Source organism: Actibacterium naphthalenivorans (genome assembly GCF_014196965.1).
GTDB classification, from domain to species: Bacteria; Pseudomonadota; Alphaproteobacteria; order Rhodobacterales; family Rhodobacteraceae; genus Actibacterium_A; species Actibacterium_A naphthalenivorans.
Genome location: NZ_JACIEQ010000001.1, coordinates 1,634,785 through 1,649,319 on the forward strand (window position 1 = coordinate 1,634,785; position 14,535 = coordinate 1,649,319).

Genomic DNA, 14,535 nt, shown 5'->3' on the forward strand with positions numbered 1-14,535 from the left:
TGCGGCGCCGGAGAATCTTGCCTCCGGCGGGGATATTTTCGGAAAGATGAAGCGGGTGCGCGTCAGGGTTTGATGAGGATCCGTGAGCGCGGGCGCCAGTTTTGTGCGATCCACCGGAGGTCGGCCGGGGCGAAGGCGATGCAGCCCTGAGTCGGGTGGCGCGGTTTGCGCCAGCGGTGCAGGAAGATGGCGGAGCCCTTGCCCGGTGTGGCATCGGGCCAGTTGTGATCGGTCATCAGGATCAGGTTGTAGAGCGGGTCGGGGCGGCGCAGGCGTTCGTGGCTGAACGGGTGGCCGGATGCGGTGAGCCCGTGGTTATAGGCCGGATCGGCGGGGTCGTCCGACCAGATATCACGCGGGCCGATGGCGCGCTGCGGGAGTATGCCGCCCGGGCGCGGCAGCCGGTCGGCGCGGAAGGCGGCGGCGCAGAGACGCAGCGGGCCGGTCGGGGTGGCGCCGTCGCCTTCGCGTTTATTCGCTGTGAGGCCGCGCTTGCCGATGGCGCAGGCCAGGCGGCGGCCGAGGAACCGGGCGCCCCAGCGCGTTACCACGAGGTCATCCGCGCGCGGGGTCACAGCAGGTGGCCCGACTTTGCCGCCTTGGTGGCCAGGTAATGGGCATTATGCCCGGTTTCGCCGACTTTCAGCGGAACGCGTTCGGTGACGGTGAGACCGTTGGCGGCCAGCATGGCCAGCTTGGCGGGATTGTTCGTCATCAGCCGCACCTGCGAAAAGCCCATCTGTTTGAGGATCGAGGCGCCGAGGCGGAAATCACGCTCATCATCCTCGAACCCCAGCCGGTGATTGGCCTCGACCGTGTCAAAGCCCTGATCCTGAAGCGAATAGGCACGCATCTTGTTGGCCAGGCCGATGCCGCGCCCCTCCTGATTGAGATAGAGCAGGACGCCCGCGCCTTCGCGCCCCATCTGGGCCAGCGCGCCGCGCAACTGCGGGCCGCAATCGCATTTCAGCGAGCCCAGCAGATCGCCGGTGAAACAGGCGGAGTGCAGGCGGGCCAGAACCGGCGTGTTGCGGGCGGGGGCGCCGATTTCGATGGCGTAATGTTCTTCGCCCCCGTCTTCGGGACGGAAGACATGCACGCGCCCGGCCTCTGACACGTCCAGCGGGACGCGGGCGCTGACGACCGGGTTCAGCGGGCTGGACGCCTGGATCGCGGTTTCGGCTTCGGCCAGAAGCACCATGGTCAGGCCATGTTCGGCGGCGAAGGCGGCGGGATCGGACAGTTCCATCGTCAGCACCGCAGGCAGAAGACGCGCGGATTTGGTGATGGCGATGGCGGCGCGATGCGGGGCGGCATCGCCGCCGCGCAGGCTTTGGAACGGGCCTTTCATCGGGGATTTCAGGTCGTCCGCCGGGTTGGCCACTGCATGGACCCAGCCGGGGGAGGCATCGGCAGGCACGCGCAGCCGGGCGATATCTCCGTCATAGGCGCGGGCCTTGAGCGTGGCGGCGCGGCGGGTGGTGATGACCAGCGTCAGGTGCGCGGCCATCGCCGTGAGCTGTGCCAGGCGCGCGGGATCCAGCGTTTCGGCGGCCAGAAACACCAGCCCGCCAGAGGGCCCGCCCAGCACGACGGGCACCCCCATGCGCAGATCGGCGCGGGCGCGGGCAAGGCGTTCGACGGGGGTGGGGCCAAGGCGCATCGGCCGTCCTCTTTCGGTTTTTCTGCGACAGGGTGTAACCTGTTTGCCTGAAATATGAAACAAAGGCGGCAATTGCGACACGGTTGCGTGAGAATGTTGCAGCAAATCTTGCCGAACCCCGTGGTGCCGAACATCTGTGTTCAGGAAAAACGAGGAGTAGCGGCATGGGAAATCTGAAGAAAATCCTGCTTGTCGATGACGAGGACGACCTGCGCGAGGCGCTGAGCGAACAATTGGTGATGACCGAGGATTTCGACGTTTTCGAAGCCGGCAGCGGCGCCGAGGCGATGGAGAAGGCCAGGGAAGCGATTTATGATCTGGTGATCCTGGACGTAGGCCTGCCCGACACCGACGGGCGCGAGTTGTGCCGGCTGATGCGCAAGCAGGGGGTCAAATGCCCGATCCTGATGCTGACCGGGCATGACAGCGATGCCGACACCATTCTGGGGCTGGACGCGGGCGCGAATGACTACGTGACCAAGCCGTTCAAGTTTCCGGTGCTTCTGGCCCGCATCCGGGCGCAGCTGCGCCAGCATGAGCAATCCGAAGACGCGGTGTTTCAGCTTGGGCCCTATACGTTCAAGCCGGCGATGAAGATGCTGGTGGATGAGGACGACAGGAAAATCCGGCTGACAGAGAAAGAGACCAACATCCTGAAGTTCCTTTACCGCGCCTCCGAGGGTGTGGTGGCGCGCGATGTGCTGCTGCACGAGGTCTGGGGCTATAACGCCGGGGTGACCACGCATACGCTGGAGACCCACATCTATCGGCTGCGCCAGAAGATCGAGCCCGACCCGTCGAATGCGCGGCTTCTGGTGACGGAAAGCGGCGGCTACCGTCTGGTGGCGTGAGGTCACAGTGTTGCCTGAATCGGCGGGTATGAAGCGTTGAGGGCAGGATTGTAGTGCAGGCATCCCTTGGCCAGGTCGGGGTAATGACGTGGCAACCTCCCTGTTGGACTGGCCCGGGCTTTCGCGTCCGGGCCCTTTTTTTGTGCGTCGCGTCAATTCGACGCATCTGCATTGTGCAGCGCTGTGCTGAGCGCGGGTGCGGGGCGTCGCGGGGTTTAGGCGCCGGGGCCAAGCCGCTTAGCTGCGCGGATGGAATTGCGCTTTTTCGAGATCTACCGGAACCCCGAGTATCTGGAACTTCTGTTCCGGGGCGCGATGACGAGCGCCGGGCTGACGGCGCTGTCTGGGCTTCTGGGGTTTCTCGCCGCGCTGCTTCTGGCTGGCGCGCGCTATCGCCGGATGCCGGTGTTGCGCCACGTGGCGGCGGCCTATGTCGAGTTTATCCGCAACACGCCGCTGATCGTGCAGCTTTTCTTTGTGGCATTCGGGCTGCCGCTGTTGCTGGGGTATCAGTGGCCGTTCTGGGGCCATGCGATCCTGGCGCTGACGCTGAATTTCTCGGCCTATTTCTCCGAGATCTTGCGGGCGGGGTTCACCACCGTCGGTGAGGGACAGCTGGAGGCCGCGCGGGCGCTGGGGGTGCGGCCGCTGACCGCGTTCCGAAAGATCGTGCTGCCGCAGGCGATCGCTCGCATGTACCCCTCATTGAACAGCCAGTTCATCTTTCTGTTCCTGACCACCGGCGTGATGTCGGAAATCGGGGTGCGCGACCTGACAGAGGCGGGCATGTATATCGACAGCCGCACCTTTCGCTCGTTCGAGGTGTTCTTCACCCTGACGGTGATCTACATCCTGCTGTCGCTCGTTTTCAAAACCGTGCTGGCGCTGGTGCAAAGATGGCTGTTCGCCTGGCAGGTCGCGCGTTGAAGGATCTGTTCGTCACCCTGTTCGGCAAGCCCGAAGGCATCGTGCTGTTTCAGCTGATCGAGGCGACTCAATACACGATCTATCTGTCGCTGATCGCGTTTCTGGGGGGCGGGTTCGTCGGGGCGCTGATCACGCTGTTGCGGGTGTCGCCGTCGAAGGCGGCCAAGCGGATCGCGATCGGCTATATCTGGCTGTTCCAGTCGGCGCCGCTTTTGATGCTGTTATTCCTGTTCGGGCTGGGCGTGCCGCGTTTGCTGAACCTGGATATCAGCCCGTGGTTCGCCGCTTCGGCGGCGCTGACGCTCTATTCCAGCGCCTATCTGTCGGATGTGTGGCGCGGCGCGCTGGAAAGCCTGCCGCGCGGTCAGTGGGAGGGGGGCCATGCGCTGGGCCTGCGGTTTGTGCCGACGCTGCGGCTGATCATTCTGCCGCAGGCGCTGCGGGTCGCGCTGGCGCCCACGGTCGGGTTCATGGTGCAGATCATCAAGGGCACGTCGCTGGCCTATATCATCGGGTTTCACGATCTGATGAGCATCGGCAAGCGCTGGGCCAATGCGCCGGTCGACGGCACCGAGCCGTTCATCATCTTCCCGCTGATGGCGCTGATCTATTTCAGCCTGTGTTTTCCATTGTCGCTTTACGCCCGTTGGCTGGAGCGGCGCCTCGGCACGTTCGGGAACGTGCCCAAACCCACCGCTGCCTGAGTTGATAACCAAGAGGGAGACCATCATGAAACTGTTCAAGACACTGATCGCCGCCGCGCTTGTCGCGGCTGCCAGCCCGGCGCTTGCCGATCTGTCGGACATCCTGTCCGCCGGCAAGGTCAAGATCGCCGTACCCGAAAGCTTCCCGCCCTTCGGCGCGCTGGGCGCCGAGGGCGAGCATGAGGGCTATGACGTGGACGTGGCCAAGCTGATCGCGGAAAACCTGGGCGTCGAGCTGGAGCTGGTGCCGGTCGTGTCGAAGCAGCGTATCCCGTTTCTGGAAACCGACAGGGTTGATCTTGTGGTTTCGGTGATGGGCGCCAACCCCGAGCGGGCCAAGTCGATCTGGTTTTCAGCCGCCTATGCGCCGTTCTATTCCGGCGCCTTCGCTTCGGCCGACAAGGCGATTGCGGGGCCTGCCGATCTGGCCGGCTTCAAGGTCGGCCTGACCGGTGGCACGCTGGAGGATCTGGAACTGACCAAGCTGACCGAAGGCACGGACGTGGAGATCATTCGGTTCGGCGATAACGCGGCCACCCTGTCTGCCTTCATCTCGGGGCAGGTGGATGTGCTGGTTTCGGGCAATACCGCCGCGGCCGAGATTTCCGAAAAGAACCCCGATATGTCGCTGGAGCGCAAGTTCATCATCAAGGACAGCCCGGCCTTCATCGGTGTGAAGAAGGGCAATTACGACCTGCTTCAGTGGGTCAACGTCTTCATCCTGCACAAGAAGCTGGGCGGAGAGCTGAACGCGATCTCGGAAAAATGGCTGGGTCAGGCGCTGCCGCCGCTGCCCACGTTCTGAACCCGGCGCGAGTTTTGCAAGAGGCCCGGTTTCGCCGGGCCTTTTTGTTGTCGCGAATGCGTGGCTTGAGCCGGGCCGGCCAAGGCCCTAGGTTTGCGCGACCCTGCAACCGGAGCCTGCCCATGCCCTTCACCGTCGCCACCTGGAACATCAACTCCGTCCGGCTGCGCGAGCCAATCGTGCTGAAGCTGCTGGCCGAGGAAGCGCCGGATGTGCTGTGCCTGCAGGAATGCAAGAGCCCGGTCGACAAGATCCCGCTGGAGGGGTTCCGGGCACTGGGCTACGGCCATGTGGTGGCGCGGGGGCAGAAGGGCTATAACGGGGTGGCGATCCTGTCGAAGCTGCCCATCGCCGATGTCGGAGAGATGGATTTCGCCGGGCTGGGCCACGCGCGGCATGTGGCTGCGAGGCTGGAAAACGGCGTGACCATCCACAATTTCTACGTGCCCGCCGGCGGCGATGTGCCGGATCGCATGGTGAATGAGAAATTTGGCCAGAAGCTGGATTACCTGACTGAAATGCGCGACTGGTTTCATGGCGACGCGCCCGAGAAATCGATTCTGGTGGGCGATCTGAACATCGCCCCGCGCGAGGATGACGTCTGGAACCACAAGCAGTTGCTGAAGATCGTCAGCCATACCCCGATCGAGGTGGAGCATCTGGGCCAGGCGCAGGAGGCGGGCAGATGGGTGGATGTCACGCGGGCCGATATTCCCCAGGGGCTGCTTTACAGCTGGTGGTCCTATCGCGCGAGGGATTGGGACGCCGCGGACAAGGGCCGCAGGCTCGATCACATCTGGGCCACGCCGGATATCTCGAACGCCGCGCATGGCTCGCGCATTCTGCGCGCGGCACGGGGCTGGGAAAAGCCGAGCGACCATGCGCCGGTCTTTGCGAGCTTCGATCTGTGACATTGGGTCTTGGGTTTTTCGCCCAAGGCGCACATATAAGGGCAAACGCGCCTGAAACCCGAGGACGGATATGCTTGAACTTGGTGGAACCCCGAATGCGGCCCCGGCCGATGACCTGATCAAGGACAGCTCGGAAGCGACCTTCATGCAGGATGTCGTCGAGACCAGTAAGCAAGTGCCGGTCATCGTCGATTTCTGGGCGCCGTGGTGCGGCCCCTGCAAATCGCTTGGCCCGGCGCTGGAAAAAGCGGTGACCGAGGCGGGCGGCAAGGTGCGCATGGTCAAGGTCAACGTCGACGAGAACCAGCAGATCGCGGCGCAGCTGCGCATCCAGTCGATCCCGACGGTTTATGCCTTTTTCGACGGTCAGCCGATCGACGGTTTTCAGGGCGCGGTGCCCCCGGCCGAGATCGCGGCCTTCATCGAACGGGTGGTCGCGGCAGGCGGCGGCGCGGGTGATGGCGGCCTGGCCGAAGCGGTCGAGGCCGCAGAGCAGATGCTGGCCGAAGGGGCCGTGGTCGATGCGGCGCAGACCTTTGCCGCGATCCTGGGCGAAGAGCCCGAGAATGCCGCCGCCTATGGCGGGATGATCCGCGCGCATCTGGCACTGGGGGAGGTCGATCAGGCCGAGGCGCTGCTGAATGCCGCGCCCAAGGCTGTGGCAGCCACCCCGGAAGTAGAGGCGGCGGGCGCGCAGGTGGCGCTGGCCCGTCAGGCCGCCAAGGCCGGGCCGGTGGCCGAACTGCGCGCGGCGGTGGATGCCGATCCCGACAACCTTCAGGCGCGGTTCGATCTGGCGCAGGCGCTGCATGCGGCGGGCGAGGTCGAGGCGGCCGTGGATGAATTGCTGGATCTGTTCCGCCGCGACCGTGAATGGAACGACGGCGCCGCCAAGGCGCAGCTTTTCACGATCTTCGATGCGCTGAAACCGCAGGATCCGATCGCGCTGGCGGGCCGGCGCAAGCTGTCATCCATTATATTTGCCTGACCGTCGGGAAGAGCTACCTTGATCGGTATGTTCTCATCCGCTGATCTGCCGAAGGCGATTCCCGTCTTCCCCTTGCCGGGCGCGCTGCTGCTGCCCCGGGCGCGGCTGCCGCTGAATATCTTCGAGCCGCGCTACCTTGCGATGCTCGATGACACGCTGAAGACGCCGCACCGGCTGATCGGCATGGTGCAGCCCCGGCAAGTGCCGGGCGGCGACGCGAAAAAGCTGCATGCGATCGGCTGCGCCGGGCGCGTCACCGCGTTTTCTGAAACGGAGGACGGGCGCTACATGATCACCCTGTCCGGCATCTCGCGCTATCGCATCCGGCAGGAGGTTTCGGGCTTCTGCCCCTATCTGCGCGCCGATGTCAGCTGGGCCGGGTTCGACAGGGATCTGGGCCATGCGGAACAGGACAATGGGTTCGACCGGGCCTGTTTCATGGATCTGCTGAGGCGCTATTTCCATGACCGCAGCCTCTCGACCGATTGGGAAAGCCTGAAGGCGGCGGATGATGAATTGCTGATCAACTCTCTGTCGATGCTGTGCCCCTTCGCGCCGGAAGACAAGCAGGCCCTGCTGGAGGCGCCGACGCTGACCAATCGGCGCGAAACCCTTTCGACCTTGCTGGAATTCGCCCTGCGTGGCGGCAATAACGAAGAGATGATGCAATGACCGACGAACCCAAGGCCGACCGCCGCATGCTGGAGGCGCTGGTGTGCCCGGTGTCGCAGGGTGTGCTGAGCTATGACGCGGAAAAGCAGGAGCTGGTGTCGAAAGCGGCGCATCTGGCCTTTCCGATCCGCAACGGAATCCCGATCATGCTGGTCGATGAGGCGCGCGAGATCGCATAGCCTGCGCGCGGCGTCAGATCGGGCGGCCCTTCATCAGGCGCGGCAGTTCCCCGTTCAGCCCAGCGGCTTCGCGGATGAAGCGGCGGCGCAGGCCGGGCATGGCGTTCACGGCGCCCAGCCCGATGTCGCGCACCGCACGCAGCAGGGGGTTGTCGTTCGAAAACAGCCGGTTGAACCCGTCCGTCGCAAGCGCAAGGGTTGCCGTGTCCCAGCGGCGCCAGCGCTGATACCGCTCCAGCACATCGCGCGCGCCGATCTCTTCGCCGCGGCGGCAGGCGTCTACCAGCACCTCGGCCAGGGCGGCGACATCGCGCAGGCCAAGGTTCAGCCCCTGTCCGGCAATCGGATGCACCCCATGCGCGGCATCACCGACCAGCGCCAGACGATCGCCGATCAGCGCATTGGCGAGGGTCAGGCTCAGCGGATAGGTGAAGCGGGTGCCGGCAAGGTGAATCTCGCCCAGAAAATCGCCGAAGCGCGGGCGTAGCGCGGCAAGATAGCCGACGTCGTCCAGCGCCTGAATGGCGGCGGCCTGTTCATGGGTCTCGCTCCAGACAATCGAACAGCGGTTGCCCGGCAGTGGCAGGATGGCCAACGGCCCCGGCGGCATGAAAAACTGATGCGCGATGCCATGGTGCGGCTTTTCGTGGCCGATGGCGCAGACCAGCGCGGTTTGCCCGTAGTCCCAGCCGGTGCGCGCGATCCCCGCGCGATCCGCCGTGCCGCTGCGCCGCCCGTCGCACCCGACCAGAAGCCGGGCGGTGCGGGTGCCGCCAGAAGCAAGCGTCACGGTCACGCCGGCGGACTGCACATCCTGCGCCACGACGGTTGTACCGGCAAGGTGGGTGATGCGCGGTTCGGCGGCCATCGCGCTCAGAAGGGCGCGGCGCAGAAAGCGATCCTCGATCATGAAGCCCATCGGGCCTTCCTCGATCTCGGCATGGTCGAACTCCAGCACGAAAGGCGCGGGGCCTTCTCCGGCATGACCGTCAGAGACCTTGATCTCAAGGATGGGCTGCGCATCCGCGGCAAGGCCCGCCCACAGGCCGATCGCCGATAACAGCCGCTGCGAGGCAAGCGCCAGCGCGTAGCTGCGCCCGTCGAACCCCGAGGTGCCGCGGGTGTCGGCAGGAATGGCATCAACCACCGTCACGCTCAGCCCGCCCTGGGCCAGGGCCAGCGCCAGGGCAGAGCCGTTCAGCCCGCCCCCCACGATCAGCACGTCGGAATCATATGTCATGCCCCGCACTATGCGCGGCCGCGCGGGATTGTCCATGCGCCGCGAGGCCGCTACCGTCATTCCGGCAAAGCGGGGAGAGCGAAATGCGCAGGCAATGGCTGACCATGAGCGCGGGTGCGCTGGGGCGCGGAATCGCGGCGGGGCAGATCGACCCGCTGGAACTGACCGGCGCCTATCTGGATGCGATCGCGGCGCATCCGATGACCCCGCGCATCTATGCCCGGGTCACCGCTGAACGTGCCCTGGCCGAGGCGGAAGCCGCGCGCAAACGGGCGGGATCCGGTCACCGGCGGGGCCCGCTGGACGGCGTGCCGATCTCGTGGAAAGACCTGTTTGACACTGCCGGCATCGCGACGGAGGCGGGATCGGCCCTGTTGCAGGGCCGGGTGCCCGAAGCGGATGCCGAAGTTCTGCGCAATGCCACCGCCGCCGGGGCGGTCTGCCTGGGCAAGACGCATATGTCGGAACTGGCGTTTTCCGGCCTGGGGCTGAATCCGGTGACGCAAACACCACCCTGCCTGAACGATGCTGATGCGGTTCCGGGCGGTTCGTCTTCGGGCGCGGCCGCGTCGGTCGCCTTTGGGCTGGCGGCCTGCGGCATCGGTTCGGACACGGGCGGATCGGTGCGTATCCCGGCGGCGTGGAATGATCTCGTGGGGCTGAAGACCACGGCGGGGCGGCTGTCGCTGAAGGGCGTGGTGCCGCTGGCCGAAAGCTTTGATACCGTGGGGCCGCTGTGCCGCACGGTCGAGGATGCGGCGCTGATGCTTGCGATGCTCGAAGGTGGGCGCGCCGCCGATCTGCGCGGCGCCAGCCTGACCGGGGTGCGCCTGATGGTGCTCGACACCATCGCGATGGACGGGCTGCGCGGCGCCCCGCGCGCCGGCTTCCGAAGCGCGGTGGAGAGGTTGCAGGCCGCCGGGGCAACCGTTGCCCACCGCGAAATCCCCGAGGTGGAACAGGCGATGGAGCTTGCCGGCGTGCTGTTCACGACAGAGGCCTATGCCACCTGGAAAGATGTGATCGAAGCCGCGCCGGAAAAGATGTTCCCGGCGATACTCGAACGGTTCCGCGCGGGCCGCGATTATGGCGGGGTGGCGTTCGTGTCCGCCTGGCAGAAACTGCGCCGCCTGCGCCGGGTCTGGGCGGAAAAGACCGCCGGGTTCGACGCTGTAATCATCCCGACCGCGGCAAACCTGCCGCCGGATGCCAAGCGGCTGATGGCGGATACAGAGTATTACGTTACCGAAAACCTGCTGACCCTGCGCAACACCCGCATCGGCAACCTGATGGGCGGCGCGGCGCTGAGCCTGCCGACCGGCCTGCCGTCCACCGGCATCATGTTCCTGACCCCGCCGCACAGCGAAGAGCGGTTGTTGCGGCTGGGGGCCGCGGCCGAGGCGGCGCTGGCGTAAAAGACACATCTTTGCGCGGCAGGGTCCGAAATATCCGGGCTTTTTCTGGACCGGGCGCAAATCTGTGGGTATTCTTTGTGCAAACGGGGCGATATGACCCCGATCCCTTGAGGCAGTACAGTGGTCCTATGACCTTTCCGGAGCGGTTTTCGAACCTGCCAGATTACGCGTTTCCGCGCTTGCGCGGCCTTCTCGACGTGCATGCGCCGGGGGGCGACGTGCTGCATATGACCATTGGCGAGCCAAAACACGCGTTTCCGCCCTGGGTGGGCCAGATCATCGCCGAAAATGTCGCCGGCTTCGGGAAATACCCGCCCAACGATGGCACGCCGGAGCTGTGCGCCGCGATCGCAGGCTGGATCGGGCGCCGCTACGGCGTTTCGGTCGATCCCGGCACGCAGGTGATGGCGCTGAACGGCACGCGAGAGGGGTTGTTCAACGCCGCGCTCGCCCTTTGCCCCGAAACGGTGCGCGGCAAGCGACCGGTCGTTCTGATGCCCAACCCGTTCTATCAGGTCTATGCCGTGGCCGCGCTGGCCGTTGGGGCCGAGCCTGTCTATGTGCCCGCCGGGCCGGAAACGGGGTTTCTGCCCGATTACGGCGCACTGGGCGCGGATGTGCTGAACCGGGTGGCGATTGCCTATCTGTGCTCGCCCTCCAACCCGCAGGGGGCCGTGGCGACGGCGGAGTATTGGCAAGACCTGATCGCGCTGGCCGAAAAGCATGATTTCCAGATCTTCGCCGACGAATGCTATTCCGAGATCTACCGCGATGCGGCACCCGTGGGCGCGTTGCAGGCGGCCAGGCAAGCCGATCCCGAGCGTGTGGTGGCGTTCAATTCCTTGTCCAAACGCTCCAACCTGCCGGGGTTGCGCTCTGGCTTTGTGGCGGGCGGGGCGCAGAGCGTCGCGCGGATCAGGCAACTGCGCGCCTATGCCGGGGCGCCGCTGCCGCTGCCGCTGCAACGGGTGGCGGAACAGATCTGGGCCGACGAGGCGCATGTCGATGAAAACCGTGCGCTCTATCGCCGCAAATTCACTGCCGCCGATGCGATTTTCGCCGATGTGCCGGGCTATGTTCCGCCGCAGGCCGGGTTTTTCCTGTGGCTGCCGGTGGAGGATGGCGAGGCCGCGGCGCTGACGCTGTGGCAGGAAACCGGCGTCAGGGTTCTGCCCGGCGCCTATCTCGCCCGCGACGTGGGCGGGCATAATCCGGGCAAGGATTTTATCCGGGTCGCGATGGTGGCCCCAATCACAGAAATGCAGCACGGGCTTAGCAAGCTTCGTGACTGTCTCTACAGGTAAGGACGAGGGATGGCTTCGTATCAGATGAAACAGCGCGATCCGCTTTTTGATGCCAACATGCAGGCTGCGATCGAACGGCGGGGCAAGGAACTGCTGGGCATTGCGCTGATCGTGCTGGCGGTGATGACGGCGATGCTGATCGCCTCTTACGTGCCGGAAGATCCAAGCTGGCTCTCGGCCACCGATGCGCCTGCCGCCAACCTGCTGGGCCGGTTCGGGGCCTCGATCGCCTCGCCGCTGCATGTGATCGTGGGGCTGGGTGGCTGGGGTCTGGCACTGGTGTTCGGCGTCTGGGGCGTCCGCTTCGTGCTGCACCGGGGTGAGGAACGCGCGATGGGCCGGGTGATCTTCGCGCCGATCGCCATCGCGCTGGCGTCGGTCTATGCCGCGTCCCTGGTTCCGACACCGGGCTGGACCCATGATTTCGGTATGGGTGGGCTGTTTGGCGAAACCATTCTGGGCGCATTGGTGAACATTGTTCCGGTTTCGGCCACGCTGGGCCTGAAGCTGATGGCGGCGGTGGTGTTCCTGGCCATGATCGGCATGGCGCTGTTCGTGCTGGGCTTTGACCGGGCAGAGCTTGCGGCGCTGGGCCGGTTCATGCTGGTCGGGGCGATCATGGCCTACGCCAGCCTGATGACGCTGCTGGGACGCGGAGCCAGCGGTGCGGTGCATGGCGCACGGGCGTTGCAGGCCCGCCATCATGCCCGCAAGCAGGAACAGGCCGCGCTGCGCATGGCCCATGCGGCAGAGCCGGTGGTTCACCGCGCGCCGATGCCCCAAGCCCCGGCGCCGATCGCCGGGCCGCGCGAAAAGACCGGCCTGCTGGCGCGGGTGCCCAGCCTGCTCAAACGCGCGCCGGATCCCGAGCCGGAACTCGTGGAGCCGATCTTGCCCGAAGGCGCGGAGGGGGCCGAGCCGATGTCGGAAGAGCGTATCAAGGCGCGCATCGCCGATGTGATCCGCAGCCGTGTGCGTCAGGCGCCGCCTCTTCACGCCGCGCGGGCCGAGCCGCCGGTGCAGGCGCCGCGCATCGAGCCGGTGCTGCAGGGCGCATCGAACCCGGCCGCCGCCGCCATCGCGCGCCGCCGCGGGCCGCAGCCGCTGATCATCGACACGCCGTCGCGCATGCCGCCGCCGCCGCAGGCCCTGACGGTGGCGCCGGAGCCGGAGCTGGAGCCCGAGATTTTCGATGACGAACCGGCATATGATGCCGCCGCCTATGATCTGCCGGTGGCGCAGCCGCGCAAGGTTGTGCAGCATCCGCCGAAAAAGCCTGCCCAGCCGTCGCGTCAGGCCCGGGCCGAGGCGCAGCCCGCGCTGCGTTTCGATGATCAGGCGGGCACTGAATATGAGCATCCGCCGCTGTCGCTTCTGACCAACCCGGTCAGTGTCGAGCGTCATCACCTGAGCGACGAGGCGCTGGAAGAGAACGCGCGGATGCTTGAAAACGTGCTGGATGATTATGGCGTGAAGGGCGAAATCGTCAGCGTGCGCCCCGGCCCCGTTGTCACGATGTACGAGCTGGAGCCGGCGCCGGGCCTGAAGGCCAGCCGCGTGATCGGCCTTGCCGATGACATCGCGCGCAGCATGTCGGCGCTGTCGGCGCGGGTGTCCACCGTGCCGGGGCGGTCGGTGATCGGCATCGAACTGCCGAATGTGAATCGCGAAAAGGTGGTGCTGCGCGAAATCCTTTCGGCCCGCGATTTCGGCGACAGCAACATGCGCCTGCCGCTGGCCCTGGGCAAGGATATCGGCGGCGACCCGGTTGTGGCCAACCTGGCGAAGATGCCCCACCTTCTGATCGCCGGGACCACCGGCTCGGGTAAATCGGTGGCGATCAACACCATGATCCTGAGCCTGCTTTACAAGCTCAGCCCCGAGGAATGCCGGCTGATCATGATTGATCCCAAGATGCTGGAATTGTCCGTCTATGACGGTATCCCGCATCTTCTGTCGCCCGTTGTGACCGACCCGAAAAAGGCGGTCGTGGCTCTCAAGTGGGTCGTGGGCGAGATGGAAGAGCGCTATCGCAAGATGTCGAAGATGGGCGTGCGCAATATCGACGGGTATAACGGCCGGGTGCGCGACGCGCTGGCCAAGGGCGAGATGTTCAACCGCACCGTCCAGACCGGGTTTGACGACGAAACCGGCGATCCGATCTTCGAGACCGAGGAATTCGCGCCCGAGGCGATCCCCTATATCGTGGTGATCGTCGATGAGATGGCAGATCTGATGATGGTTGCGGGCAAAGAGATCGAGGCCTGCATTCAGCGGCTGGCGCAGATGGCGCGGGCCTCGGGCATTCATCTGATCATGGCCACGCAACGGCCCTCGGTCGATGTGATCACCGGCACGATCAAGGCCAACTTCCCCACACGGATCTCGTTCCAGGTGACGTCGAAGATCGACAGCCGCACCATTCTGGGCGAGCAGGGGGCGGAGCAGCTTCTGGGTATGGGCGACATGCTCTACATGGCGGGCGGGTCAAAGATCACGCGCGTTCACGGGCCCTTTGTTTCGGATGAAGAGGTCGAAGAAATCGTCACCTATCTGAAATCCTACGGCCCGCCGGAATACATGAGTGGCGTTGTCGATGGCCCGGATGAGGGCAAGGAAAGCGATATCGACATGGTGCTGGGCCTTGGTGGCGGCAACGATCTGGAAGATGCGCTTTACGATACCGCTGTCGCGATCGTGCTGAAGGACCGCAAATGCTCGACCTCCTACATCCAGCGCAAGCTGGCCATCGGCTATAACAAGGCCGCCCGCCTTGTAGAGCAGATGGAGGAAGAGGGCGTCGTATCCCCCGCCAACCATGTGGGCAAGCGCGAGATCCTAGTGCCGGAACAGCAGTAATCCGCCGCTCGCCATTT

General features: G+C 65.3%; 14 protein-coding genes. 11 read left to right on the plus strand and 3 right to left on the minus strand.

The window, feature by feature from the left end:
* Positions 1-62 precede the first annotated feature (62 nt).
* Both GGR17_RS08040 and ribA read right to left on the minus strand, forming a co-directional pair.
* Entirely contained in the window at positions 63-575 is a 513-nt protein-coding gene (locus GGR17_RS08040; RefSeq protein WP_054540128.1) for a L,D-transpeptidase family protein, read from the minus strand.
* A complete protein-coding gene (gene ribA / locus GGR17_RS08045) occupies positions 572-1,663 on the minus strand; it encodes a GTP cyclohydrolase II (RefSeq protein WP_054540127.1) in 1,092 nt (363 codons plus the stop codon). The genes GGR17_RS08040 and ribA overlap by 4 nt, the downstream gene beginning before the upstream one ends.
* 164 nt (positions 1,664-1,827) lie before the next feature.
* Here ribA and GGR17_RS08050 point away from each other — a divergent pair, with 164 nt between their 5' ends.
* From GGR17_RS08050 to GGR17_RS08085, 8 genes are all read left to right on the plus strand, one after another.
* A complete protein-coding gene (locus GGR17_RS08050) occupies positions 1,828-2,514 on the plus strand; it encodes a response regulator transcription factor (protein WP_037209556.1) in 687 nt (228 codons plus the stop codon).
* Between the two features lie 249 nt (positions 2,515-2,763).
* Positions 2,764-3,441 carry an amino acid ABC transporter permease gene (locus GGR17_RS08055; RefSeq protein WP_054540126.1) on the plus strand — a complete coding sequence of 226 codons (678 nt, stop codon included), beginning with the start codon at positions 2,764-2,766 and terminating at the stop codon, positions 3,439-3,441.
* On the plus strand, positions 3,411-4,145 hold the full coding sequence (locus tag GGR17_RS08060; RefSeq protein WP_081940232.1) for an amino acid ABC transporter permease: 735 nt from the start codon (positions 3,411-3,413) through the stop codon (positions 4,143-4,145). Before GGR17_RS08055 ends, GGR17_RS08060 begins: the two co-directional genes overlap by 31 nt.
* A gap of 25 nt (positions 4,146-4,170) precedes the next feature.
* Positions 4,171-4,950 (plus strand): transporter substrate-binding domain-containing protein, encoded by a 780-nt coding sequence (locus tag GGR17_RS08065; protein ID WP_054540125.1) that lies wholly within the window; start codon positions 4,171-4,173, stop codon positions 4,948-4,950.
* Positions 4,951-5,072: 122 nt separating this feature from the next.
* Complete coding sequence (locus tag GGR17_RS08070) at positions 5,073-5,861, plus strand: exodeoxyribonuclease III (RefSeq protein ID WP_054540124.1); 789 nt, start codon at positions 5,073-5,075, stop codon at positions 5,859-5,861.
* 70 nt (positions 5,862-5,931) lie between these two features.
* Positions 5,932-6,849, plus strand: a complete 918-nt coding sequence (gene trxA, locus GGR17_RS08075; RefSeq protein ID WP_054540123.1) for a thioredoxin — start codon at positions 5,932-5,934, stop codon at positions 6,847-6,849.
* 27 nt (positions 6,850-6,876) lie between these two features.
* Positions 6,877-7,521: an LON peptidase substrate-binding domain-containing protein gene (locus GGR17_RS08080; protein WP_054540122.1), complete on the plus strand. Its 645-nt coding sequence runs from the start codon at positions 6,877-6,879 to the stop codon at positions 7,519-7,521.
* Positions 7,518-7,700: a Trm112 family protein gene (locus tag GGR17_RS08085; protein WP_037209547.1), complete on the plus strand. Its 183-nt coding sequence runs from the start codon at positions 7,518-7,520 to the stop codon at positions 7,698-7,700. The genes GGR17_RS08080 and GGR17_RS08085 overlap by 4 nt, the downstream gene beginning before the upstream one ends.
* A gap of 13 nt (positions 7,701-7,713) precedes the next feature.
* Here GGR17_RS08085 and GGR17_RS08090 read toward each other — a convergent pair whose 3' ends face one another.
* The gene (locus tag GGR17_RS08090; RefSeq protein WP_173585972.1) at positions 7,714-8,976 is read right to left on the minus strand and encodes an FAD-dependent monooxygenase; all 1,263 of its coding nucleotides are present in this window, start codon (positions 8,974-8,976) and stop codon (positions 7,714-7,716) included.
* Between the two features lie 47 nt (positions 8,977-9,023).
* Between GGR17_RS08090 and GGR17_RS08095 the strand changes: the two genes are divergently transcribed.
* The 3 genes from GGR17_RS08095 (at position 9,024) to GGR17_RS08105 (ending at position 14,518) form a co-directional block, all read left to right on the plus strand.
* The gene (locus tag GGR17_RS08095) at positions 9,024-10,355 is read left to right on the plus strand and encodes an amidase (protein WP_054540121.1); all 1,332 of its coding nucleotides are present in this window, start codon (positions 9,024-9,026) and stop codon (positions 10,353-10,355) included.
* 128 nt (positions 10,356-10,483) lie between these two features.
* Positions 10,484-11,659 carry an aminotransferase class I/II-fold pyridoxal phosphate-dependent enzyme gene (locus tag GGR17_RS08100; protein WP_054540120.1) on the plus strand — a complete coding sequence of 392 codons (1,176 nt, stop codon included), beginning with the start codon at positions 10,484-10,486 and terminating at the stop codon, positions 11,657-11,659.
* A gap of 9 nt (positions 11,660-11,668) precedes the next feature.
* On the plus strand, positions 11,669-14,518 hold the full coding sequence (locus GGR17_RS08105) for a DNA translocase FtsK (protein WP_054540119.1): 2,850 nt from the start codon (positions 11,669-11,671) through the stop codon (positions 14,516-14,518).
* Positions 14,519-14,535: the final 17 nt, after the last annotated feature.

Coding starts and splice junctions, on each gene's coding strand:
- trxA (WP_054540123.1), top strand. CDS start 5,932: ATGCTTGAACTTGGTGGAACCCCGAATGCGGCCCCGGCCGATGACCTG.
- GGR17_RS08100 (WP_054540120.1), top strand. CDS start 10,484: ATGACCTTTCCGGAGCGGTTTTCGAACCTGCCAGATTACGCGTTTCCG.
- GGR17_RS08060 (WP_081940232.1), top strand. CDS start 3,411: ATGGCTGTTCGCCTGGCAGGTCGCGCGTTGAAGGATCTGTTCGTCACC.
- GGR17_RS08065 (WP_054540125.1), top strand. CDS start 4,171: ATGAAACTGTTCAAGACACTGATCGCCGCCGCGCTTGTCGCGGCTGCC.
- GGR17_RS08090 (WP_173585972.1), bottom strand. CDS start 8,976: ATGGACAATCCCGCGCGGCCGCGCATAGTGCGGGGCATGACATATGAT.
- GGR17_RS08095 (WP_054540121.1), top strand. CDS start 9,024: ATGCGCAGGCAATGGCTGACCATGAGCGCGGGTGCGCTGGGGCGCGGA.
- GGR17_RS08055 (WP_054540126.1), top strand. CDS start 2,764: ATGGAATTGCGCTTTTTCGAGATCTACCGGAACCCCGAGTATCTGGAA.
- GGR17_RS08050 (WP_037209556.1), top strand. CDS start 1,828: ATGGGAAATCTGAAGAAAATCCTGCTTGTCGATGACGAGGACGACCTG.
- GGR17_RS08085 (WP_037209547.1), top strand. CDS start 7,518: ATGACCGACGAACCCAAGGCCGACCGCCGCATGCTGGAGGCGCTGGTG.
- GGR17_RS08070 (WP_054540124.1), top strand. CDS start 5,073: ATGCCCTTCACCGTCGCCACCTGGAACATCAACTCCGTCCGGCTGCGC.
- GGR17_RS08080 (WP_054540122.1), top strand. CDS start 6,877: ATGTTCTCATCCGCTGATCTGCCGAAGGCGATTCCCGTCTTCCCCTTG.
- GGR17_RS08105 (WP_054540119.1), top strand. CDS start 11,669: ATGGCTTCGTATCAGATGAAACAGCGCGATCCGCTTTTTGATGCCAAC.
- ribA (WP_054540127.1), bottom strand. CDS start 1,663: ATGCGCCTTGGCCCCACCCCCGTCGAACGCCTTGCCCGCGCCCGCGCC.